Annotated in this window: 20 protein-coding genes; 8 read left to right on the top strand and 12 right to left on the bottom strand. The window is 71.8% G+C overall.

Translation table 11 applies throughout. The features are described from left to right. Nucleotides 1-28 precede the first annotated feature (28 nt). Genes cutA through OG992_RS26075 form a run of 3 tightly spaced genes read right to left on the bottom strand, consistent with a single transcriptional unit; the run spans nt 29 to nt 2,208 of the window. Complete coding sequence (gene cutA, locus OG992_RS26085) at nt 29-349, bottom strand: divalent-cation tolerance protein CutA (protein WP_091406014.1); 321 nt, start codon at nt 347-349, stop codon at nt 29-31. Nucleotides 350-370: 21 nt separating this feature from the next. Next, complete coding sequence (locus tag OG992_RS26080; RefSeq protein WP_238687405.1) at nt 371-1,375, bottom strand: 1-acyl-sn-glycerol-3-phosphate acyltransferase; 1,005 nt, start codon at nt 1,373-1,375, stop codon at nt 371-373. Next, the gene (locus OG992_RS26075) at nt 1,375-2,208 is read right to left on the bottom strand and encodes a patatin-like phospholipase family protein (RefSeq protein WP_238687406.1); all 834 of its coding nucleotides are present in this window, start codon (nt 2,206-2,208) and stop codon (nt 1,375-1,377) included. The genes OG992_RS26080 and OG992_RS26075 overlap by 1 nt, the downstream gene beginning before the upstream one ends. Before the next feature lie 156 nt (nt 2,209-2,364). On the opposite strand from OG992_RS26075, the gene OG992_RS26070 reads away from it, so the two are divergent. Further along, a complete protein-coding gene (locus OG992_RS26070) occupies nt 2,365-3,873 on the top strand; it encodes a serine/threonine-protein kinase (RefSeq protein ID WP_266304516.1) in 1,509 nt (502 codons plus the stop codon). Nucleotides 3,874-3,891: 18 nt separating this feature from the next. On the opposite strand, the gene OG992_RS26065 is transcribed toward OG992_RS26070, so the two are convergent. The 9 genes from OG992_RS26065 to OG992_RS26025 all read right to left on the bottom strand — a co-directional run bounded on the left by OG992_RS26065 (nt 3,892) and on the right by OG992_RS26025 (nt 13,249). After that, the gene (locus OG992_RS26065) at nt 3,892-4,947 is read right to left on the bottom strand and encodes a glycosyltransferase family 4 protein (RefSeq protein WP_238687479.1); all 1,056 of its coding nucleotides are present in this window, start codon (nt 4,945-4,947) and stop codon (nt 3,892-3,894) included. A 148-nt stretch (nt 4,948-5,095) separates the two neighbouring features. Next, nucleotides 5,096-5,767: a BON domain-containing protein gene (locus tag OG992_RS26060; RefSeq protein WP_238687408.1), complete on the bottom strand. Its 672-nt coding sequence runs from the start codon at nt 5,765-5,767 to the stop codon at nt 5,096-5,098. Between the two features lie 179 nt (nt 5,768-5,946). After that, nucleotides 5,947-7,584 carry a trypsin-like peptidase domain-containing protein gene (locus OG992_RS26055; protein ID WP_238687409.1) on the bottom strand — a complete coding sequence of 546 codons (1,638 nt, stop codon included), beginning with the start codon at nt 7,582-7,584 and terminating at the stop codon, nt 5,947-5,949. Between the two features lie 62 nt (nt 7,585-7,646). Further along, a complete protein-coding gene (locus OG992_RS26050) occupies nt 7,647-9,203 on the bottom strand; it encodes a HAMP domain-containing sensor histidine kinase (RefSeq protein WP_238687410.1) in 1,557 nt (518 codons plus the stop codon). Beyond that, nucleotides 9,200-9,901 (bottom strand): response regulator transcription factor, encoded by a 702-nt coding sequence (locus OG992_RS26045; protein WP_030336721.1) that lies wholly within the window; start codon nt 9,899-9,901, stop codon nt 9,200-9,202. The genes OG992_RS26050 and OG992_RS26045 overlap by 4 nt, the downstream gene beginning before the upstream one ends. Nucleotides 9,902-9,986: 85 nt before the next feature. Next, complete coding sequence (locus OG992_RS26040; protein ID WP_266304515.1) at nt 9,987-10,598, bottom strand: PadR family transcriptional regulator; 612 nt, start codon at nt 10,596-10,598, stop codon at nt 9,987-9,989. Continuing rightward, on the bottom strand, nt 10,595-11,419 hold the full coding sequence (locus tag OG992_RS26035; protein ID WP_266304514.1) for a DUF4097 family beta strand repeat-containing protein: 825 nt from the start codon (nt 11,417-11,419) through the stop codon (nt 10,595-10,597). Before OG992_RS26035 ends, OG992_RS26040 begins: the two co-directional genes overlap by 4 nt. A gap of 121 nt (nt 11,420-11,540) precedes the next feature. Then, nucleotides 11,541-12,479, bottom strand: coding sequence for a 1-acyl-sn-glycerol-3-phosphate acyltransferase (locus OG992_RS26030; protein WP_266304513.1), 939 nt, complete (start codon nt 12,477-12,479; stop codon nt 11,541-11,543). Beyond that, on the bottom strand, nt 12,476-13,249 hold the full coding sequence (locus OG992_RS26025; RefSeq protein ID WP_238687417.1) for a GNAT family N-acetyltransferase: 774 nt from the start codon (nt 13,247-13,249) through the stop codon (nt 12,476-12,478). Before OG992_RS26025 ends, OG992_RS26030 begins: the two co-directional genes overlap by 4 nt. A 159-nt stretch (nt 13,250-13,408) precedes the next feature. Here OG992_RS26025 and OG992_RS26020 point away from each other — a divergent pair, with 159 nt between their 5' ends. From OG992_RS26020 to OG992_RS25990, 7 genes are all read left to right on the top strand, one after another. Next, entirely contained in the window at nt 13,409-14,056 is a 648-nt protein-coding gene (locus OG992_RS26020) for a hypothetical protein (protein ID WP_266304512.1), read from the top strand. Between the two features lie 142 nt (nt 14,057-14,198). Further along, nucleotides 14,199-15,134, top strand: coding sequence for an ABC transporter ATP-binding protein (locus tag OG992_RS26015; protein WP_091406038.1), 936 nt, complete (start codon nt 14,199-14,201; stop codon nt 15,132-15,134). After that, nucleotides 15,131-15,943: an ABC transporter permease gene (locus OG992_RS26010; protein WP_238687419.1), complete on the top strand. Its 813-nt coding sequence runs from the start codon at nt 15,131-15,133 to the stop codon at nt 15,941-15,943. Before OG992_RS26015 ends, OG992_RS26010 begins: the two co-directional genes overlap by 4 nt. 316 nt (nt 15,944-16,259) lie before the next feature. Continuing rightward, complete coding sequence (locus OG992_RS26005) at nt 16,260-20,030, top strand: multifunctional oxoglutarate decarboxylase/oxoglutarate dehydrogenase thiamine pyrophosphate-binding subunit/dihydrolipoyllysine-residue succinyltransferase subunit (protein ID WP_266304511.1); 3,771 nt, start codon at nt 16,260-16,262, stop codon at nt 20,028-20,030. Nucleotides 20,031-20,152: 122 nt separating this feature from the next. After that, nucleotides 20,153-20,338: a DUF6104 family protein gene (locus tag OG992_RS26000; protein ID WP_030490374.1), complete on the top strand. Its 186-nt coding sequence runs from the start codon at nt 20,153-20,155 to the stop codon at nt 20,336-20,338. A 99-nt stretch (nt 20,339-20,437) separates the two neighbouring features. Continuing rightward, nucleotides 20,438-22,507: a phosphate acetyltransferase gene (pta, locus tag OG992_RS25995; RefSeq protein WP_238687421.1), complete on the top strand. Its 2,070-nt coding sequence runs from the start codon at nt 20,438-20,440 to the stop codon at nt 22,505-22,507. After that, nucleotides 22,504-23,619 carry an acetate/propionate family kinase gene (locus OG992_RS25990; RefSeq protein ID WP_266304510.1) on the top strand — a complete coding sequence of 372 codons (1,116 nt, stop codon included), beginning with the start codon at nt 22,504-22,506 and terminating at the stop codon, nt 23,617-23,619. Before pta ends, OG992_RS25990 begins: the two co-directional genes overlap by 4 nt. Nucleotides 23,620-23,742: the final 123 nt, after the last annotated feature.

Here is a 23,742-nt window from a genome sequence, read left to right as displayed (position 1 = left end):
ACCGGGGTACGACCCAGAGTGCGCGTACTCAGGATCGGGTGTGCTCGTACACCCAGGTGGCGTAGTCGGGGTTGCCGCTCTCCACCCTGGACACCAGAATCTCCGGCACCTCGTACGGGTGGCTGACCCGGATCTGGTCCAGCAACGCGGTGAGCCGATCCGGTGCGGTCTTGAACTGCACCGACCACTCGGTGCTCGTCTCCATCCCGGACCGCCACCAGTAGGTGCTGTCCACCTGACCACCAACCTGGGCGCAGGCGGCGAGCCTGCCGGCGACGGCCGCAGCCGCCAGCACGTCGGCGACCGAACGCGCGTCCACCACCGTTGTCACCACGCAGATCTCGTCCACGCCCGCACCCTACGCGGACATTTACCGATTAGCGGCGATCCAGGCATCAATCTGCGCCCACCAATCGAAGAGCCAGTCGATGCGTTCCTGCCGTCCGGTCGGTACGTCCTCCGGCGGCACGGACCAGAACCGCATCACGATCCGCTTGTCCATCGGCAGTTCCCGCCACACGTCGGCGACGGTGAGCATCCGGTCCAGACCGGTGTGGGCGACGAAGATGACCCCGGCGTCCGGTGCGGCGTCCAGCGCGGCGAGCATCCCACCGGGTTGCGGGGCGAGCACGTGGCGCATCCGCTCGGCGCGTAGGGCCATCCTCTCCAGGCCGAGGGAGCGCAGGCGGGCGATGGCGCGCAGCCGTCGCCTGGGGGTGAAGTTGCCACCCTCGGGGAAGATCACGAACGCGTCGTTGTCGTCCAGGCCGGTGGCGAGGTGCCCGACCTGGCGTACCGTCTCCTCGCCGCGCTCCGGGGTCGGCGCGATGAACCGGTTGGGCAGCCGGTTGAGCAGCACGTCGATCGCCGGATCCCACTGGAGGCTGTCCTTGAGGACGATCCGTGGCTCGCGGTGGAACCAGTTGACCAGCCCGTGGATCAGGATGAACGAGTCGCCCGGCCCGGCGTGCCGGCAGAGCACCAGCTCGGGCCGGCCGGGCAGCGCGGTGTCCGGGTCGGTGCCCACCACGTCGATGCTCAGGCGCAGTGTCCAGCGTGCCTGCCAGAACAGCACCCGCAGGAACCAGCCGGCCAGCACGTAGTGCGCGCGCTGGAAGGCCGGGGACCGGGCCCGCCAGCCGAAGCCGGAGACGACCCAGAGCAGGAAGAGCGCGAGCAGCGCGGCGGCGTCCCAGACCAGGTAGAAGCAGCCGATCCAGAGCAGTCGCAGCGGGCGCAACCGGCCGGGGACCAGCGGGGACGCGGCTGCGGCGAGCAGCGCCCAGATCGGCAACGTGGTGACCACGAGGAAGGCGAGCAACACGACGGCGGGAGCGAGCAGCAGCCGACGCAGCCACCGGGGAGGCAGCGACATCAACTCTCCAGGTGGGTGGCGAGGTAGCGCCGGGAGGCGGTGTACGCGCGGCTGATCCGCCGGCCCACCGCCGCCATGTCCCGGTACGCCCACGGCGTGTCGTCGCGCGGGTTGAGCCCGCCGGTCGGCAGGACGTGCACCTCCACCCCCTCCGGCAGCGCCGCCAACTCCCGGAAGAAGCGGTGCCGGCGGGAGATCTCGAACGCGACCTGCGCGATCTCCCACGGCCGACGGGGTGGGGTCAGCTCCCGTTCGATCCGACCCACCTGGAGGACGTAGATCCGGCGGGCGCCGACGGCCACCGCCTCGCCGATCGGGATGGAGTTGACGATGCCGCCGTCCACGTAGTGCGCGCCGTCGATCTCCATCGGCGGAAGCAGGCCCGGCACCGAGGCCGACGCCATCACGGCCGGCACCACCGGACCGCTGTCGAACCAGTGCTCGGCGGCCCGCTCGATGTGGGCGGCGCAGCACCGGAACGGCACCCGCAGGTCGGCGAAGGTGGTGTCCACCCCCAGCTCGGTCTCGAGCAGGCGGCGCAGCGGCCGGGGTGAGTGCAGGTGGGTACGGGCGGCGAAGCGGCGCAGTTGCCGGGCGACCGAGTCGCCGTACACCTCGCTCGCCTCCGGCGAGGCCCAGAGCCGGACCAGCCGGTCGGTCACCGCCTCCGACGGGTCCGCGGCGACCAGCGCGCCGTTGACCGCGCCGATCGAGGTGCCGAGGACCATGTCGGGTTGGATACCGGCCCGGAACAGGGCACGCAACATTCCGACCTCGACCGCGCCGAGCACTCCACCACCGCCGAGCACGAACGCCACCGGTCCCCCCGCCATGTCTCTCATCCTGGCACGGGCCCGCAGCCGCCCGGTGGGCCGCTGTCGACCGGCGGTCGGCGCACGGCAGGCACCGTCCGTCGACGGCCGGTGGCGACGGCGTTGACAGGCAGGACGCATTCGCGCAACCTGATACCGCTCCCACCCCTGAGGCAGGTGCGATCGTTGAAGGCAGCGCTGCATCCGGGCCGATTACTGGCTCGCAGATACCGACTTCTGGACCAGATCGGCGCCGGTGGCATGTCGGTCATCTGGCGTGCCCGGGACGAGGTACTGGACCGGGTGGTCGCGCTGAAGGTGCTCGCTCCGTCACTCGCCGCCGACGCGCGGTTCCGGGGCATGGTGCGCGAGGAGGCACGGGCCGCCGCCCAACTGGTGCACCCGCACCTGACCTCGGTGCACGACTACGGCGAGACGGTCGACCCGGACGGCTCGATCACCTCGTTCGTGGTGATGGAGTTGCTCAGCGGCGAGGAGTTGAAGCTACGGCTCACCGAGGGGCCGTTGCCGTGGACCGAGGCGGTCCAGGTGGGCGCGCAGGTGGCGGACGCGCTGGCCGCCGCGCACCGGCTCGGCATCGTGCACCGGGACATCACCCCGGCCAACGTGATGATGACCGGGACGGGCGTCAAGGTTCTCGACTTCGGCATCGCCACCCGGATCGGCGCGCCCGACGAGGACGAGGACGGCGAGACCTTCGGCACCCCGGCGTACGTCGCCCCGGAACGTCTCGACGGCGCGCCGGCCCAACCGTCCACCGACGTCTACTCGCTCGGTGTGCTGCTGCACGAGGCGCTCACCGGCCGGGTTCCGTATCCGGCGGACACCTGGGAGCAGCTCAGCGCCGCGCTGGCCACTGGACCGCCGCCGACGCTGGCCGACCTACCGGACCTGCCCGCACCGGTGGCCCAGATCTGCCTGCGCAGCCTCGCCCGGAACCCTGCCGATCGGCCGACCGCCCGGCAGGTCGCCACCGCGCTCCGCGACCACGCGCTGCCCGCCGAGCCCCCGACGGCGACCATCCGGGTGCCCACCCAGCCCCTGCCACAGCAGTCGCCCGCCGTCGCCACGGCCAGCGTCCCGGCGGCGGCACGACTGGACGGAGACACGTCGGACGGCGGAACCTCCTCCAGCGCGGGCGAGCCGGCGACCGGGTCGGGCTGGTCGCGGCGGCGGCTGGTGTTGCTGCTGGTGCTGGCCGTCGGGGTGACACTGGCCGGGGTGGCCCTGCTACCCGAACAGCAGCCGACCCGCCGGGCGCAGCCCTCCGCCGGGCCGGTCACGACACCGTCGACCGACCCGCCGGCCCCCGAGTCGTCCCCGCCGATCACGTCGACCCCGCCGACCCCGGCGCCGTCGACGAAGCCGACCACCGGTGCGCCCACCTCGAACCCGGGCACCCTGACCGAGGTCGCGAACCGCGTCGACAGGTTGATCGGCGCCGGCCTGAGCGCCGGCGAGATCCGCGACGACGTGGCCCTCGACCTGCGCAACGAGCTCCGCAACCTGACAGTGGCGGTCAGCTCCGGCCGCGAAGAGCTGGCGCCGCCGGTGGCCCGGCTGCGCGCGAAGGTCGCCGTCCGTCTCGGTGAGGGTGGCATCAGCCCGGCGTACGCCTCTCGGCTCGACGCCGCCATCGCCGAGCTGGGCGCGACCGGGGCCTGACCCGGCGACACCGGCGGGTCAGCGCACCGGCACCCGGGCCGGTTCACGGACGCCGTGCCGACCGAGGGCGAAGCGCCGATAGACATCCGCGTAGCCGCTCGCCATCCGCTCGACCGAGAAGTTCCCAGCGACGTGCGCCACGCAGTCCTCCGGGTCGAGCCGCTCCGCCTCGAGCAACGCCGCGGGCAGCTCCTCCGACCGCTCGACGACGAGCCCGGTCAGCCCCGGCCGCACCAGCTCCGGCACCGCACCCCGGTTGAGAGCCACCACCGGGGTGCCGGTGGCCATCGCCTCCAGCATCACCATGCCGAACGGCTCGTCCCACTGGATCGGCATGATCAGGCAGCGGGCGTCGACAAGCATCCGCAGCGTCGTCGCGCGGTCCGCGTTGAGCACGACTGTCACGTCCTCGTCGACCATCGGCGCGACGACCTGCTCGTAGTAGCGGCGCTCGGCCGGCTCGTTGCACTTGCCGGCCAACAGCAGGGGCAGTCCGGCCGCCCGGCACGCGCGGATGGCGGTGTCCGGGCCCTTGTCCGGGCTGAACCGGGCCAGCCACAGCACCGGCCCCGCGCCGGGCGTGTGCTTGCGCGGGAAGCCGCGGATGTCGAGCGCGTTGTGCACGGTGCCGGCCCAGGGCAGGTTCGGGTTCAGCCGGCGCTGGGCGTGCGAGATGGCCACCAGTGCGACGCCCGCGTCGATGTCGCTCAGCACGTCGCCGTACTCCCCGACGGGGTTGCCGTGCACCGTCGCGACAGTCGGCACGGCCCGACGGCCGGCGACCAGCGGACCGATGGTGGTGTGATCGTGGATCACGTCGAAGTCGGCGGGGCTGATCAGCCGATTCACCCGGGCCAGGTGGGCCAGCTCGGGCAGTGACTCGCCGAGCCGCTCGTACTGCACCTCGGCCACTGTGGAGACGAAGCCGTCGGCCGCCGTGCCGTGGTCACCTCCGGCGCCGAACAGGGTCACCGAGTGCCCCTGCCCGCAGAGCGCGTCCACCAGGGCGGCGACGACCTGTTCGAGGCCGCCGTAGCCAGGCGGCGGCACGGACAACCACGGCGGAACCACCATCGCGATGCGCAGCGACCGCTCCTCTGGGCGGCCCGCAGGCGAGTGGTTCACGGCCACGAGTCCTCCCCGTTGCTCCCCGGTGCGGCGGCACCGCCGGTCGGCGGCGGTTTCCCGGTGGCGTCCCAGGTAAACCGGACATGGCGGACGATCACCCGCCCACCAGGAGTTGGTCGTGGACCACCCGCACCCCGGGCGCGGACCACGCCACCCGCTCGACCTGATCGCGTTCCCACCAGGAACGGACCACGCCCGCGAGGACCAGCGTGTCGCCGTCCACCTCGACGCTCACCCGCTCGCCGCCGAGCGTGCGCAGCAACGCCCGCTGGACGTCGCGCCGCAGCCGTTCGGCATCCGGTGGCGCCGCGGGTCGTACCTCGATCAGGTTGGTGATCCCGCGTACGCCGTCGAGCCGGCGCACCTCGCCCTCGGCGGCCCGCCGCTGCCATCCGAACTCGACCTCACCGCGCAGCATCAGCCAGCCGTTCGCCACTGTCACGTCCAGCCGTTCGGCGGGCACGAAGCTGTCCCACTCCAGGGCGCGGGTGGCGGCGTTGGCGACCTCGGCATCGGTACGCCCCGGAGTGCCGGGCAGCCGCACCTCCATCTCGTCGGCCACCGCCCGTACGCCGCGAACCCGCTGCGCGCACCGCGTCGCGGCCCAGCCGCGGGCGGCACCGTCCACGAATCCGGTCAGGGTGACAACGCCCTGGTCGACTGTCACCCCGATCTCGTTCGGTCGCAGCCGGGCGTCCCAGGCCAGCTCGGCCAGAACGTCGCGTTGGATCCGCTGGTCGTCGCGGACACCCACCACCTCGGTCATGGCACCTCACCCCCGGTTCCGGTCGTCGCCCTCCGAACCTGCCGGGCAAACGGGTGACGGCGGTTCACCCGATCCGGGTGAACCGCCGTCTGGGCGGAAAAGAGCGGCGGGTGACGGAGCCGACCCCCTCGGCCCCGCCACCCGCCGCCGGAGGAAGGAAGCAGGTTTCACATAGCTGGTTAGGACGTCTCGGCGAGCGTCACGGTCTCCGTCTTCTCGACACCGTTGCGCTTGAACTGGACCTCGACCCGGTCGCCGACCTTGCCGGCCTGCACCGCGCCGACCAGGTCGTCCGAGTCGTTGACGGGCTTGTCGCCGAACCGGGTGACGACGTCGCCGCGCTGGAGGCCGGCCTTCTCCGCCGGGCTGCCCGGGGTGACCGACGCGACGAGGGCGCCGCCGCCCTCGGCCTGGTTGACGCCGACTCCGAGCGACGGGTGGCTGACCTTCTCGCCACGCTGGAGCTTGCCCGCGACGTCCTTGGCCTTGTTGCTGGGGATGGCGAACCCGACACCGATGTTGCCGGTGCTCTGCCCGGAGGTCGCGATGGCGGTGTTGACGCCGATCACCTCGCCCCGGGTGTTGACCAGCGCGCCACCGGAGTTGCCGGGGTTGATCGGGGCGTCCGTCTGGAGCAGGCCGGAGATCGAGCTGACCGGCTGGCCCTGCTGCTGGGTCGGGTCCTGCGGCTGACCCTCACCGGCCCGGATGGTGCGGTCCCGGGCGCTGAGGATGCCCGAGGTCACCGAACCCTGCAGACCGAGCGGGCTGCCCAAAGCGAGCACCTGGTCGCCGACCTGCATGGCGTCGCTGTCGCCGAACTTGGCCGGCTTGAGGTCGCTCACCCCGTTGGCCTTCACCACTGCCAGGTCGGTCTTCGGGTCGGTGCCAATGATCTTCGCGTCGGCGGTCTTGCCGTCGGCGAAGACCACCCGCACGGCGTCGCCGGCGGCGGACGCGACAACGTGGTTGTTCGTCAGCACGTACCCGTCGGCGCTGAGCACCACCCCGGAGCCCTCACCGCTGCCGGTGGTGATCGATACGACGCTGTCCTGCACCGACGCGGCGATCTTCGGCAGGTCGGCGCCATTGATCACGGGAGCTGCGGAGTAGGTGCGGGTGATGCCGCCACCGTCGCCGTCGAGGGCGAGCGCGAGCGCCCCACCGGCAACACCGGAACCGAGCATCAGGGCGAACACCGCGACACCGGCACCGGCGAACTTGGCGATCCGGCCCGGCCGGGGGCCGCTGCCGGGCGGCGCGACCTGCGGGCCCCACGGCGGGACCGGCTGGCCGGGGTGGTGCGGGTGCTGTCCGGGGTGCTGGGCGTGCTGCCCGGGGTGCTGCTGGTGCTGGGCGTACGGCATGCCCGGCTGGCCCCCGCCGGCCCAGCCGGACTGTTGACCCGGGTACCACTGGGCACCTGGGTAGTGGCCGGCGGCCGGCTGCGGGTAGCCGGGCTGGCCGGGCGCCGGGTGACCGGAGACCGGGTACGGCGGCGCGGACGCGGCGGCGGCCGGACGCTCGTAGCCGGTCGACGGCTCGTATCCGGTCGGCTGAGCGGCGGCCGGCTGACCGGCGGGCGCGGCGGAACCGGGGTACCCGACCGGCGCGGCGGTCGGGGTGACGGCGGTGGCCTCCGCGTCACCGGTGGTGGAGGCGACCGTCGGGTCGCCGCCGGTCGAGACGACCGGTACGGGAGTGGTCGGGGAGTCGGACTGCGCGCGCTCGTCTCGCGGCAGCTCGGCGGTGGGGTGCGACGGCTCGGCGTCGGTGGGGGCCGGCCGGCGCTGCGGGTCGGACTCGAACTCGGTCATGGGACTACCTTCTCCCTCCGCACTGCAATCAACCTGGAACCGTCCTGGAAGTTGGCTGAAAGTCACTCGCCCGCTCCGTCGACCTGTGGCAGCAACGGCAGCCGAACCCGGAAGGTGGCACCACCGCCGGGCGTCTCGGCCACCTCGACCGAGCCGTGGTGGGCGGCGACCAGCGCCGCCACGATGGCCAGGCCGAGGCCGGTGCCGGTGTTGCCGTCGGCCCGCCGGGTACGGGCCGCGTCGGCCCGGTAGAACCGTTCGAAGACCCGTTCCGCCTGCTCGGCCGAGAGGCCGGGACCGGTGTCGACCACCTCCACGACGGCGAAGTCACCCGGTTCGGCGCGCAGCCGTACCCGGACTTCGGCCTCCGGTGGGGTGTGGGTGAGCGCGTTGGTGACCAGGTTGCCGATCACCTGCCGCAGCCGGGCGTCGTCGGCGGAGACGACGAGCGGGCCGGATTCGGGCGCGATCTCCAGCTCGATCCGCCGGTCCGGCGCCATCGCCCGCGCCGCCTGCACCGCGTCGGAGGCGAGCACCGGCAGCTCCACCGGGGTCAGCGAGAGCGGCCGTTCCATGTCCAACCGGGCGAGCAGCAGCAGATCCTCCACCAGCAGCCCCATCCGGGCCGCCTCGTCCTCGATCCGGCGCAGCAGGCCGGCGGTCTGCTCCGGCGCACTTGCCGCACCCTGCCGGTACAGCTCGGCGAAGCCACGAATGGTGGTGAGCGGCGTCCGAAGCTCGTGCGAGGCGTCGGCGACGAACTGCCGCATCCGCTCCTCGGAGCGGATGGCCCGCGCCTCGGACGCCTGAGCGGCGGCGGCGGCGTCCCGGGCGGCGCTCTCCGCCCACCGGGCCGAGGTTTCCGACGCGGCTCGGGCGGTGAACGCCGCCTCGATCTGGGTGAGCATCGCGTTCAGCGCGCGGGAGAGCCGGCCCAGCTCCGAGGTCGGCTCGGCCTGGCCCTCCTCCGGGTCGGGCACCCGGCGGGTCAGGTCACCGCCGGCGATCGCCGCGGCGGTCTGTTCGATCTCGACGAGGGGCTTGAGGCTGGTCCGGACGATCGCCGCGCCGACCGAGGCCAGCATGATCAGCACTGCGCCACCGACCAGGAGGTCTATCCAGACGAGCTGCTTCACCGCCCGGTCCACCTCGGTCAGCGGCTGACCCACTGCCAGCACCGACCCGTCCGGTTGAGCCGCGTAGTAGACCCGCCACCGGGTGAGGCGATCGTGTGAGACGACAGTGCGCGGTTCGCCCTCCGCCGCCTCGAAGTCCTTGCGGCTGGCGGGGAACGTGGGTAGCTGCGCGGGGTCGAAGTTGCGCTTGTCGTACAGGGGGTCGTACACCCGCCGCTCGTCGGCCACGATCACGACGTAGTCGCTGGGCAGCAACGCGCCGACCTCACCGCTGCGCAGCTTCAGAAGCACCTGGCCGAGGCCCTGGGCTGTCGACCGGACCTGCCCGTCGACCTGGCCCTCCAGGTAGTTGCGAAGGAAGTACGCGGTCAGCGAGCTGATCACCAGAAGCGCGACGGCGACCAGCGCGAGCACCGAGGTGACCAGCTTCACCCGCAGTGGAACGCTGCGTACCCGTCCCTTCGCCTGCTGGACCGCGTTCACGCCGCCGGCTTGCGCAGGACGTACCCGACGCCGCGAAGAGTGTGGATCAGCCGGGGTTGGGTGGTGTCGACCTTGCGCCGCAGGTACGAGATGTAGGACTCGACGATGTTGTCGTCGCCCCGGAAGTCGTAGTTCCAGACGTGGTCGAGGATCTGCGCCTTGGACAGCACCCGGTTGGCGTTGAGCATCAGGTACCGCAGCAGCTTGAACTCGGTAGGCGAGAGCTGCACGCGCTGGCCGGCCCGGTGCACCTCGTGGGTCTCCTCGTCCAACTCCAGGTCGGCGAAGGTGAGCCGGGACGGGGCCTGCTCGCCGGTGGTGGTGCGGCGCAGCACGGCGCGGATCCGGGCGGTCAGCTCCTCCAGGCTGAACGGCTTCGTGACGTAGTCGTCGCCGCCCAGGGTCAGCCCACGGATCTTGTCGTCGGTGGCGTCCCGGGCGGTCAGGAACACCACAGGGGTACGCGTGCCGCCCTCGCGGAGCATCCGGATGACCTCGAAGCCGTCCAGGTCGGGGAGCATCACGTCGAGCACCACCAGGTCGGGCCGGTGGTCCTTGGCGGCGTTGAGCGCCGCGCTCCCACTTGTCGCGGTGGCCACGTCGAAGCCCGCGAACCGCAGGCTCGCGGAGAGCAGTTCGAGGATGTTGGGGTCGTCCTCGACGACAAGCAGTCGCGCCTCGGTCTGGGTAGCGGGCATGCGCCCATCATCGGTGACGTCACTGCGCCAGCGCTGGACGCTTCCTGCAAAAAGGCTGTGAGTCGCCGACGCCCGGCGACGCCCGTCAGCGCAGCAGGCGACGCAGCCCGTCGAGGGCGCCGTCGAGCAGCCGGATCGCTGTGCGAAGTTGGGTGTCGCTGAACTGTCGGGCGCGGATCAGCCGGCCCACCTCGGCGGTGAACGCGGCCAGCCGCTTGTCGAGTTCGTCGAGCAGCTCGGCCTGCGGCCCGGTGGTCGACGCCGGCCGGGGCGGCGGCGCGGGCGCCTCCCAGCGGGCCCGCCGAGTCTGCCGGGTGGCCTCGCTCAACTCCCGCTTGAGGTCGCGTGCCGATCCGCGTACCTCGCTGCGGATCTCGCCGGCCAGGCTGGAGAGGTCCGCCACGGAGGCCGCGATGTCCGTTTCCAACGCGGCCAGCTCACCGGCCCGCTGGCGCAGCTCGGCCCGGCCGGCGTCGGTGATGTCGTACGTCTTGCGGCCGCCGGCCGCGGTGTGGCTGACCAGACCCTCGACCTCCAGCCGTTGCAAGCGGGGGTAGATGGTGCCGGCGCTGGGCGCGTACAGCCCGAGGAAACGGTCCTCCAGCAGGCGGATCAGCTCGTAGCCGTGCTTCGGGCCGTCGTCGAGGAGCTTGAGCAGGTAGAGCCGGAGCCGCCCGTGGCTGAACACGGCGGTCACGGCAGCTCCTCTGCATCGTCGTCGACGGCTCGGGCGAGCAGGGCGATGCTCCCCGAGGTCGCGGAAGCCCAGAGCTTACCGTCGCCCGCGCCGAGCACCCCTTCGCTGCTGGGCAGTGGGAACGTCGAGGTGCGCAGCTGCGGAAAGCCGCTGGTGATCCGGCCGGAGGCGGTGTTCAGCTGGACGGCGAGGTCGCTGTCCGCACGGACCCGGACGGTGATGCTGCCCGAGATGGTGGTCAACCGGATCTCGCTACGCCGGGGGTTGTCCAAATCACAGGTGATCTGACCTGAGACGGTCTGCGCCCGCACCCGGTCGGCGGCACTGTCGGCGAGGATCACCTCCCCGGAGACCGTCTCCACCGTGAGGTCGCCGCGGACGCCGAGCGCCTCCACAGGCCCCGAGGTGAGCTTCGCGGAGGTGCTGCCGCGCAGCCCCATCAGGGTGATCTGGCCGGCGACGACGTTGGCGGTGGTCTGCCGGCGCAGGCCGGAGGCGACCAGCGAGCCCGCGACCAGGCCCAGGTCGGCGAGGACGTCGGCGGGCACGGCGACGGAGACGTCCACCCGGGGATAGCGGTGGATCATCCGGAACCAGCGCAGGACGTCCGACCAGCCCCGACCGCGCTCCTGACGGATGCTGAGCCGACCGTCGGTGTGGTCGATCAGGACCGGCCGACGGCCGACCTGGGTCACGTCGATCCGGGTCGGCCCGTCGGTGGCGACCACGTTGAGCCGCCCACTGATCAGTCGAACGTCCAGGCGGACGACCGGAGCGTCCAGTCTGAGCCGTTGTGGGCTCTCGACAGTCCATCCGGCCATGGCATCCCCCTCTCGACGACGCGCGGGAGGCACGCCGAACAGGAGGAGACTGTAACGCGATACATCGCGACACCACAACACAGGTTGCGAGTTGGTCGCCGGCACGCTCGGCGTGCTCCCCTCAGGCCGCCAGGTCCAGCTCCCGATCGGCAAGCGGAGCCGGCGCGGAAACGGCTGGGGTCACCGTCGGCACCGGCCGCAGACGGGCCCGCGCCACGGCGCCCGCCGTCGGCACCAGGTGTACTGCCGACTCGGCGGCCCGGGCCAGCAACCGCCGGTCGGCGTCACGGGCCGGGTGCAGCGCGGCGGCGATCGTCACCGAGACCACCAGATCCCGCGCCGCGACCACCCGTGCCACCGAACGCAGCAGGGTGTCCGCACCGAGGAAGGCGGCGGCCGTCGTGGTCGACCCGGTGGCCGCACAGCTATAGGTGAGCCGCAGCGGGACCACCGGGCTGCCCGTGTCGATGGCCGCCTGGAACGTCGCGGGCCGGAACCCACCCCCCGGGCGGCAGTCGGTGGAACCGATCCCGGCACACGACGTCGTACCCTCCGGGAAGACCGCCACCGACCGCCCGGCGCGCAGCGCCTCGGCGACCCGGGCGACGGTCCTCGGCAGCGCCAGAGGTCGGGCGCGGTCCACGAAGACAGTGCCCGCCGCCGCTGCCAGCAGACCGACCACCGGCCAGGAGCGGATCTCCCGTTTCGCCACCATCCGGGTGGGCGCGACCGCCAGCACCGCGAGGATGTCCAGCCAGGAGACATGGTTCGCGACCAGCAGCGCGCGTCGCCGGGGCAACCGACCCCGAACCACGAGGCGGACGCCGAAGGCGCGCGCGGTGGCCCGCGCCCAGCCGCTGAGCAGCGCCCGCCGTTCCCGAGTGGGGAGCACTGGCAGCAGCGCCACCACCGGGATCCCTGCCAGCAGCATGCCGAGCGCGGCGACCAGCCGGAGTACCTGGCGGGCCACCGGCACCGTGGGCACCTCGCCGGCCCCCGGCAGACAGTCGTCGCCGCAGCCCGAGGAGGGCCGCCACAGGTCGCGCGACACCGCGGTCACCGCTGCTCACCGCCGAGGAAGTGCCGCAGGTAGCGCGGGTTCATCCGGTCCAGGGAGAAGAGGACGTAGAAGTCCGCGCACCCGAAGTCGCTGTCGTACGACGGCTCGCCGCAGATCCACGCGCCGAGCCGGAGATAGCCGCGCAGCAGCGGCGGAACCGCCACCCGCCCGGCCGGGGCTGCGGCGACCGGGCCGGCGGCAGCCGCCTCGGTGAACCAGGGCCGCAACGGACGGACCCTTAGCGGCGGCGGCGACAGGTGCCGGGCCCGGGCCTGGGTCCACACCTCGGCGACCGTCCGCCCGCGGTCAGCCACCGGCACCGAGGCGCAGCCGCCGAGCCATCGGGAGCCGCGCAGGTGCAGGTACCGGATGATGCCGGCCCACATCAGGTTGATCACCGCGCCGGAGCGGTGGTCCGGGTGCACGCAGGACCGGCCCGCCTCGACCAGGTCGTCGCGGAGCGGGTCGAGCGGGCTCAGGTCGAACTCGTCCTCGGCGTAGCGCCGGGTCGTACGCCCCGGCGGCAGCAGCCGGTACGTGCCGACCACCTCGCCGGTGCTGTCCTCGCGGACGATCAGGTGATCGCAGTACGCGTCGAAGGGGTCCACGTCCAACCCGGCCTCGCCGGGAAGGAGGGTGGCGCCGAGCTCGGTGGCGAACACCTCGTGGCGCAGGCGTTGCGCGGCCGCGACCTGGGTGGGGTCGTCGGCGATCAGCAGGGTGTATCCGCTGGTCTTCAGGGGTGCGCCAGCGGCATGCAGAACGGCCATGGGATCTGTGTAGGTGCCCGGGTTGCCATCCACGGGGACCACCGGTGTCGATCGGATGAACGCCGGCAGGCGAGACCGCTAGCGACGCCCGGCGCAGAGCGTGCGAGGCTGCCGGACCAGGCCGGCGACGGCGCCGACACGCACCACCGGAGGTCGACGATGCGCATCGAAACCCGCTACAACGGGCCCGCCGGTTCCGGCAACGGCGGCTGGAGCGCCGGGATCTTCGCCGCCGAGGCGGACGGCAGCGGGCCGGTCGAGGTGACCCTGCGCCGGCCACCACCGCTGGACACCGAGCTGATCCTGGTCGACGGCGAGGTCCGGGACCCGGCCGGCGAGCTGGTGGCCGAGGTGCGCCCGGCCGGGGTGATCGATGCCGTCGTACCCCCTGTCGACCTGGAGACGGCGGTGGCCGCCGCGGCCCGCTACCCCGGCCTGGTCGAGCATCCGTTTCCCAGCTGTTACGTCTGCGGCCCGCAGCGGGCGGACGGGCTGCGGATCTTCCCCGGCCGCCTGCCCGATGGCCGGACCGCCGCGCCGTTCCGCGCGCCCGCACAGGTCAGCGCTGCCACGGTCTGGGCCGCGCTGGACTGTCCCGGTGGTTGGGCGGTGCTCGCGCCGGGCCGCCCGTACCTGCTGGGCCGGATCGCCGCCGAGGTCGCGGCGCTGCCCGGGCCGGGCGACGAGTGCGTGGTGACCGGGGCGTTGCGCCGCGTCGATGGGCGCAAGGCGCTGGTGCACACCAGCCTGTACGGCCCGGACGGGTCGCTGCTCGGCGCGGCGCGGGCAACCTGGATCGCCCGCTGAACCCGGGCCGTCGTCCGCAGGGATGAGTCGCGTCCGCCCCGCGACGGAGGCAAACGTAGCGACCGCGCCTGATTGACCTTGTTGCCACGGGCCGTCACGCTGTGCCACGGCGTACCTCGACGCCACACACGGGAGGAGAACGATGACTGACGGGCAGCGAAGCCCCACCAGCGACGGTCAGATCGTGGTGTCCGGTCTGACGAAGCAGTACAAGAACGTCCGGGCGGTGAACAACCTGTCCTTCACAGTGGCGCCGGGACGGGTGACCGGCTTCCTCGGCCCGAACGGCGCAGGCAAGACCACCACGCTGCGCATGCTGCTGAATCTGGTCACGCCGACCGCCGGCACGGCCACCATCAGCGGCCAGCGCTACGCCGACCTCGCCACCCCGTTGCGGCAGGTCGGCGCGGTGCTGGAGGCCTCCAGCGCGCACAAGGGCCGCACCGGCATCAACCACCTCCGGGTCATCTGCGCGGCGGCCGGGCTGCCCAAGCAGCGGGCCGACGAGGCGTTGGCCCTGGTCGGGCTGACCCCGGCGGCGAAGCGCAAGTTCAAGGGTTACTCGCTGGGCATGAAGCAGCGGCTCGGCATCGCCGCCGCGATGCTCGGTGACCCCCGCGTGCTGATCCTCGACGAGCCGGCCAACGGGCTGGACCCGGAGGGCATCCGGTGGATGCGTGGGTTCCTCAAGAACCTCGCCCACGAGGGTCGTACGGTGCTGGTCTCCAGCCACCTGCTGTCGGAGATGCAGCTGCTCGCCGACGACGTGGTGATCATCGCGGCCGGGCAGTTGGTCCGGCAGGGTCCTGTCGACCAGGTGCTCGGGTCGATGGCCCAGGGCGCCCGGGTCCGGGTCCGCACCCCGCAGGCCGAGGCGTTGACCGCCGCCCTCAAGGCGCAGTCGGCGACCATCGAGACCGACGAGCAGGGTGTGCTGCTGGTCGGCGGGGTGGACGCCCCGACGATCGGCCGGTCCGCCCTCGCGGCCGGGGTCGAGCTGCACGAACTGACCACCGAACGGCCCGATCTGGAACGGGTCTTCCTGGAGCTGACGGCCGGAAAGGCGGGCATCCGATGAACCTGGTCCGATCCGAGCTACTCAAGATCCGTACCACCAGCACCTGGTGGTGGCTGGCCCTCGGCGCGTTCCTCTCGATCGCCCTGGCGTTCGCGATCAACGCGTGGTTGGCCGTCACGACGCTCGGCGGCGACGCCGAGGACATCGGCGTCAGCGCCGAGCAGGCGACCGCGCCGGCGCAGGCGGCGAACCTCTACACCTCGGGCCAGTACCTCGGGCTGATGTTCGTGATGCTCATCGGCATCCTGATGGTCACCAACGAGTTCTTCCACCAGACCGCGACCACGACGTTCCTGACGACTCCCCGGCGTACGTCGGTCATCGTCAGCAAGCTCGTCGCCGCCAGCCTGCTCGGCTTCATGTTCTGGCTGGCGACCACGCTCATCGACCTGGCCGCTGGCGCGATCTTCCTGTCCGCGAACGACTACGGCACTCAGCTCGGCGAGTGGCCGGTGCAGCGGGCGCTGTTGTTCAACCTGCTGGCCTACGCCATCTGGACGATCCTCGGGGTGGGCATCGGCACGCTGATCACCAACCAGCTCGGTGCGGTGATCACGGCGGCGGTGCTCTACCTGATCGGCACCCAGGTGGTAGGTCTGCTGTTCCTGCTCCTGTCGAACGTGCTCGACAGCCAGGCGGTGCTCAAGTGGCAGGTCATCTGGCCCGCTGTGGCATCCCAGGTCATGATCACGGAGGGCACCTCGGAGTTCACACCGTCCTGGTGGGTCGGGGCCCTGGTGCTGATCGGCTACGCGCTGGTCAGCGGAATCGCCGGTGTCCTGCTCACCCGGCGGCGCGACATCGCCTGATGGCGTCTGCGACCCGCGACATCGCCTGATGGCGTCTGCGACCCCGGAGCGGCAGTGACAGGCTGGCCGCTCCGGGGTCGGGCGTCACCCTCGGCGACCGGCCGTGCGCGGGCCGGGTGTTACCAGTTCGACACGGTGCGCGCAGGCGTTGCTGAACTTCTGGCATCTTCTGTGAAACCGGCCACGGGACCGAGGCGGAAATGCCTGCGGGATCGGTACGGCGTAGCCTGGGAGGCGTCTAGTCCGTGCTCCTAATCGGGCGCGACGGACCCACCGCGTGCCACACAAACCCGCGTGAAAGAGGCGATTACCGGCCGTGTCGACCCAGCAGACTTCGCAGGAGAACCCACTGGCGGGTTTCGGCCCGAATGAGTGGATCGTCGAGGAGATGTACCAGCGCTACCTCGCCGACCCATCGAGCGTCGATTCGGCCTGGCACGACTTCTTCGCCGACTACCGACCGGCACCGGGAGCGGGCACCCCGCGCGGCGCCGAATCGTCGGACAAGCCGGCCGCCGCCCCGGAGCCGGACGGTCAGCCGGAGGCAGCCGCCACCGTCGCCCAACCGAGCGCCCCGGCCACGCCGGCGACCGCTAGCAAGCCGGCCGCCGCCCAGGCGGCGCCGGCCAAGCCCGCCGCGCCGGCCACGAAGGCCGCGCCGGTGAAGACCACCGCACCGGAGAAGACCGCTGCGCCCAAGCCGGCCGCCAAGGCCGCCGCGCCGAGCGCCGACGGCCCGCAGACCACACCGTTGCGGGGCGTCGCGGCGAAGATCGTCCAGAACATGGACGCCTCGCTGAGCGTGCCCACCGCGACCAGCGTGCGCGCGGTCCCGGCCAAGCTGCTGGTGGACAACCGCATCGTGATCAACAACCACCTCGCCCGTGGGCGCGGCGGCAAGGTCAGCTTCACCCACTTGGTCGGCTACGCGATGGTTCGCGCGCTGGTCCAGCACCCCGAGATGAACAACTCCTTCGCCGAGGCCAACGGCAAGCCGGCGGTGCTCCGCCCGGCACACGTCAACCTCGGCATCGCGATCGACCTCGCCAAGCCGGACGGCAGCCGCAACCTGGTGGTCCCCTCCATCAAGGGCTGCGAGCAGATGGACTTCCGGCAGTTCTGGCAGGCGTACGAGGACGTGGTCCGACGGGCGCGGCGCAACGAGCTGACCATGGAGGACTACTCCGGCACCACGATCTCGCTGACCAACCCGGGCGGCATCGGCACCGTGCACTCGATGCCGCGGCTCATGCAGGGGCAGAGCGCGATCATCGGCGTCGGCGCGATGGAGTACCCGGCCCCCTACCAGGGGATGTCCGAGGCCACCCTGGCCGAGCTGGCGGTCAGCAAGATCATCACGCTGACCAGCACGTACGACCACCGGATCATCCAGGGCGCGCAGTCCGGCGAGTTCCTCAAGGTGATGCACGAGCTGATCCTGGGCGAGCACGGTTTCTACGACCAGATCTTCACCGCGCTGCGCATCCCGTACGAGCCGGTGCGCTGGATGCGCGATGTCGCTGTCAACTCCGAGGGTCAGATCAACAAGACCGCCCGGGTGCACGAGCTGATCCACGCGTACCGGGTGCGCGGTCACCTGATGGCCGACACCGACCCGCTGGAATTCAAGATCCGCAAGCACCCCGACCTGGACGTCCTCCAGCACGGGCTGACCCTGTGGGACCTGGACCGCGAGTTCCCGGTCAACGGCTTCGCCGGCCGGCAGCGGATGAAGCTCCGCGAGATCCTCGGCGTGCTGCGCGACTCGTACTGCCGCCGCGTCGGCATCGAGTACATGCACATCCAGGACCCGGAGGAGCGCCGCTGGGTCCAGGAACGGATCGAGCGCAAGTACGAGAAGCCGTCCGCCGACGAGCAGAAGCACGTGCTCAACCGGCTCAACGCCGCCGAGGCGTTCGAGACCTTCCTCCAGACCAAGTACGTCGGCCAGAAGCGCTTCTCGCTGGAGGGCGGCGAGTCGCTGATCCCGCTGCTCGGTGAGGTGCTGGAGTCCTCCGCCGAGAACGGGCTGGACGAGGTCGTCATCGGCATGGCCCACCGGGGTCGGCTCAACGTGCTGGCCAACATCGTCGGCAAGCCGTACGAGAAGATCTTCTCGGAGTTCGAGGGTCACCTGGACCCACGCTCGACGCAGGGCTCCGGCGACGTGAAGTACCACCTGGGCCAGAACGGCAAGTTCACCACCCCCGACGGCGAGCACGCGGTCAAGGTGTCGGTGGTGGCCAACCCGTCGCACCTGGAGGCCGTCGACCCGGTGCTGGAGGGCATCGTCCGGGCCAAGCAGGACCGGATCGACCTCAAGCTGGAGGGTTACACGGTGCTGCCGCTGGCGGTGCACGGTGACGCCGCCTTCGCCGGGCAGGGTGTGGTCGCCGAGACGCTCAACCTGTCCCAGCTGCGCGGCTACCGCACCGGCGGCACCGTGCACGTCGTGGTGAACAACCAGGTCGGCTTCACCACCGCCCCGGAGTACAGCCGGTCCAGCCTCTACAGCACGGACGTGGCCCGGATGATCCAGGCGCCGATCTTCCACGTCAACGGCGACGACCCGGAGGCAGTGGTCCGGGTGGCCCGGCTGGCCTTCGAGTACCGGCAGACGTTCAACAAGGACGTCGTGATCGACATGGTCTGCTACCGCCGGCGCGGGCACAACGAGGGCGACGACCCGTCGATGTCCAACCCCCAGATGTACAAGATCATTGACTCGAAGCGCTCGGTCCGCAAGCTCTACACCGAGGAGCTGATCGGTCGCGGTGACATCACCGTGGAGGACGCGGAGGAGCTGCTGCGCGACTACCAGGCGCAGCTGGAGAAGGTCTTCAAGGCCACCCGGGACGCCGCCTCGGCACCGCGCCAGCTCAACCGGCCGCGCCGCGAGGAGGAGCCGGAGCCGCAGGTCGACACCGCCACCGACGCGTCAGTGGTCAAGGCCATCGGCGAGGCGCACGTCAACCTGCCGGAAGGCTTCACCCCGCACAAGCGGATCCAGCAGCTGCTGGACCGGCGGGCCAAGATGTCCGTCGAGGGCAACATCGACTGGGGCTTCGGCGAGATCATCGCGCTCGGGGCGCTGCTGCACGACGGGGTCACCGTCCGGCTCGCCGGGCAGGACTCTCGTCGCGGCACGTTCGTCCAGCGACACGCCTCGGTGGTCGACTCCCGCACCGGCGACGACTACCTGCCGCTGAAGTCGCTCACCGGCGACGGCGACCGCTCCCGGTTCTTCGTGCACGACTCGCTGCTCAGCGAGTACGCGGCGATGGGCTTCGAGTACGGCTACTCGGTGGAGAACATCAACGCCCTCGTCGCCTGGGAGGCCCAGTTCGGCGACTTCGTCAACGGCGCCCAGTCGGTGATCGACGAGTTCATCTCGTCCGGTGAGGTGAAGTGGGGCCAGCGCTCCGCCATCACCCTGCTGCTGCCGCACGGCCACGAGGGTCAGGGCCCGGACCACACCTCCGGCCGGCCGGAGCGGTTCCTGCAGATGTGCGCCGAGGACAACATGCGGGTGTCCATCCCGACGACCCCGGCGAACTACTTCCACCTGCTGCGCCGCCAGGCCCTGTCGCCCAAGCGCAAGCCGCTGGTGGTGTTCACGCCGAAGTCGCTGCTGCGGCACAAGCTCTGCGTCTCGTCGGTGGAGGACTTCACCACCGGCACCTTCCAGACGGTGCTGCGCGACACGGCCGCTCCGGCGCCGGAGTCGGTGAAGCGGGTGCTGCTCTGCTCCGGCAAGGTCTACTACGACCTGTTCCAGGCCCGGCAGGAGCGCGGCGTCACCGACACCGCGATCCTCCGGCTGGAGCAGCTGTACCCGCTGCCGGTGGAGGAGATCCGGGCCGCCCTCGCGCAGTTCCCGAACGCGGAGGACTTCGCCTGGGTGCAGGAGGAGCCGGCCAACCAGGGTGGCTGGTCGTTCGTCGCGCTCAACCTTCTGGAGCACCTCACTGACGTTCGGCTGCGGCGGATCTCCCGCCCGGCCGCGGCCGCCCCGGCGGTCGGCTCGGCCAAGACCCACGAGGTCGAGCAGAACGCGCTGATCGAGGCGGCTCTCCCCCGCCCGTGACCTGACCTGAGCACGGAAGCCGGGGCAGGGCCGTTTCACCACGGTCCTGCCCCGCTCTGTCGGTCCACCCACCACCCACCACCCGCCCGGCCCGAGCCGGGCCGAGCACGAGGACGTACGCGATGTACTTCACCGACCGTGGCATCGAGGAGCTGGTCGAGCGCCGGGGCGAAGAGCAGGTCACGCTGGAGTGGCTAGGCGAGCGCCTGCGCGACTTCGTCGACCTCAACCCCGACTTCGAAACCCCCATCGAGCGCCTGGCAACCTACCTGGCCCGCCTGGACGACCCCGACGACGAAGACGCCTAACCCCTAACCCCGTTCCGCACCCGGTGATCAAGAAGTTTCGGTCACGATGGGGGCCGGAGCTGACGCAAACTTCTTGATCAACGGGCGGGGGGTGGGAACGTGGCTCGGAGTGTTTACCTCACCAGCGTGGGGTCCGGCGGGGGCAAGTCGACGATTGCCCTCGGGTTGGCGGAGTTGCTGTCCCGCCAGGTCGGGCGGATCGGCGTGTTCCGGCCGTTGGTGGCCGACACCGGCCAGGACCCGATCCTCGCCCTGCTGAGCGAGCGGTACCGGGTCGAGGTGCCGCTGTCCGAACTGGCCGGGGCGAGCTACGCCGAGGCTTCGGCGCTGGTCGCCGACGGCCGCCGGGAGCAGCTCATCTCCGCCATCGTCGAGCGCTACCGGGCGGTGGAGCGGCAGTGCCCGGCGGTGGTGGTGGTGGGCAGTGACTTCGACGAGCCGGGCGACCCGGCCCACCCCCGGGAACTGGCCTTCAACGCCCGGCTGGCCACCGAGTTCGGCAGCGTGGTGGTGCCGGTCGTGGACGGCTTCGGGCAGGAGCCGGCGGCTGTCGCGTCGGCGATGCGGGGGGCGTACCACGATTTGGCCGACCTCGGCGCGACGGTGCTCGCGGTGATCGCCAACCGGGTGACCGCGCCGATGACGCTGCCCGACCTGCCGGTCCCCGCGTACGCCATCCCGGAGGTGCCGAGCGTGTCCGCGCCGACGGTGGCCGAGGTGGCTGCGGCGCTCGACGCCACCCTGCTGGCCGGGGACGACGCCGCGCTCGGTCGCGACGTGCTGGACTTCGTGGTCGGCGCGGCGCACGTGCCGACAGTGCTGGGCCACCTCACCGAGGGCGCCCTGGTGATCACCCCCGGGGACCGGGCCGACCTGCTCGTCGCCGCGAGCGCCGCGCACGTGGCCGGGCAGGTGTCGGTGGCCGGGCTGGTGCTCACCCTCGGCGAGCAGCCCGACCCCAGGGTCATGCGGCTGGTGGAGGGACTCAATACCGGGTTGGCGGTGCTCTCCGTACGTCTCGACAGCTACGACACGGTGGCCGCGTCCAGTCGCATCGAGGGCCGGCCCAGCGCGACAAATCCCCGCAAGGTGGAGGCCGCGCTCGGCGCGTTCGAGCGCTGTGTGGACACCGACGACCTGGCCCGTCGGCTGCGGTTCAGCCGGTCGGCGCGGGTCACCCCACTGATGTTCGAGAACGAGCTGATCGACCGTGCCCGCTCGAAGCCCCGGCACCTGGTGTTGCCGGAGGGCACCGACGAGCGGATCCTGCGCGCGGCGGAGATCCTGCTACGGCGTGGAGTGGCCGAACTGACGGTGCTCGGCCGGCCGGACGACATCTCCCGACGCACCCGGGAGCTGGGCATCGACCTCGGCGACGTGCAGGTGGTCGACCCGGGCGCCAGCGAGTGGCGCGACGACTTCGCCGCCGAGTACGCCCGGCTGCGCGCCCACCGGGGCGTCACCGCCGAGTTGGCGCACGACATCGTGGCGCAGCCCAACTACTTCGGCACGTTGATGGTGGCCACCGGCCGCGCCGACGGCATGGTCTCCGGGGCCACGCACACCACCGCAGCTACCATCCGGCCGGCGTTCGAGATCATCCGTACGCTGCCGGACGTCTCGGTGGCCTCCAGCGTCTTCTTCATGCTGCTCGCCGACCGGGTGCTGGTCTACGGCGACTGCGCTGTCAACCGCGACCCGGACGCGGCCCAGCTCGCCGACATCGCGATCTCGTCGGCCGACACCGCCGCCCGGTTCGGCATCGAACCCCGGGTGGCCATGCTGTCGTACTCGACCGGCAGCTCCGGCGCGGGCGCCGACGTGGAGAAGGTCGCCGCGGCCACCGCGCTGGTCCGGGAGCGCCGGCCCGACCTGCTGGTCGAGGGGCCCATCCAGTACGACGCGGCGATCGACCCGGCGGTGGCGGCCACGAAGCTGCCCGACAGCCCCGTTGCGGGGCACGCCACTGTCTTCATCTTCCCGGACCTGAACACCGGCAACAACACGTACAAGGCGGTGCAGCGCTCGGCGGGGGCGGTCGCCGTCGGCCCGGTGATGCAGGGCCTGCGGAGGCCGGTGAACGACCTGTCGCGGGGTGCCACGGTGCCGGACATCGTCAACACCGTGGCGATCACCGCCATCCAGGCGGCCACCGAGGAGGCGTCGTGAGTCGGGTACTGGTGCTCAACTGCGGGTCGTCGTCGGTGAAGTGGCGCCGCTACGACGGTGACCGGGCACTCGACCACGGCACCGTCGAGCGGATCGGTGAGCCCGGCGGCGGCCCGGCGGACCACGCCGAGGCGGTCCGGCAGATCCTGGACGGGCTGGACCTGGCCGGGCTGGCGGCGGTCGGACACCGGGTGGTGCACGGTGGCCGGACATTCAGCGCGCCGGTACTCGTCGACGACGCCGTGCTGGCCGCGATCAAGAATCTGGTGCCGCTCGCCCCACTGCACAACCCGGCCAACCTCGCCGGCATCGAGGTGGCCCGCGGGGCGCTGCCGGACGTCCCGCAGGTCGCCGTCTTCGACACCGCGTTCCACCACACCCTGCCGGAGGCCGCCGCGACGTACGCGATCGACCGGGACACCGCCGAGCGGTACGACATCCGCCGGTACGGCTTCCACGGCACCTCGCACGCGTACGTGTCCCGGCGCACCGCCGAACTGCTGGGCCGCCCGTACGAGCAGATCAACACGATCACCCTGCACCTGGGTAACGGGGCCAGCGCCTGCGCGGTGGCGAACGGTCGCAGCGTCGCCACCTCGATGGGCATGTCCCCGTTGCAGGGGCTGGTGATGGGGACCCGCAGCGGCGACGTGGACCCGACCGTGATCTTCCACCTGCGCCGCGAGGGTGGGCTGTCGGTGGACGACATCGACGACCTGCTCAACCACCGCAGCGGCCTGCTCGGGCTGACCGGCGCCAACGACATGCGCGAGGTGCTCGAACGCCGGGCGGCCGGTGACCGGGCGGCGGCGTTGGCCTTCGACGTGTACTGCCGGCGCATCACCGAGTACGTCGGGGCGTACTACGCGCTGCTCGGTCGGGTCGACGCGATCGCCTTCACCGCCGGGGTCGGCGAGCACGCCGCGCCGGTGCGGACCACCGCGCTGGCCGGCCTGGGCCGGCTCGGCATCACAGTGGACGACGCCCGCAACGACGGCGAGGGCGACCGGTTGATCTCGCCCGACGGCGCCGAGGTGAGCGTCTGCGTCATCCGCACCGACGAGGAGCGGGAAATCGCCCGGCAGACCCGGGACGTGGTCGGGGCGGCCTGACGCCACTGAGGCGCGCACCCCCGGGGAACCCGAGGGTGCGCGCGAGTCGGTGAAGCCCGTTCGGTGCCGGCGCCAGCCACGCGACTCGATCAGCGAGACGCCGGCCAGGCGTATCGATCAGCC

The organism is Micromonospora sp. NBC_00362 (assembly GCF_026342155.1).
Classification (GTDB): domain Bacteria; phylum Actinomycetota; class Actinomycetes; order Mycobacteriales; family Micromonosporaceae; genus Micromonospora; species Micromonospora hortensis.
This window is presented reverse-complemented; position numbering and strand designations above follow the sequence as displayed.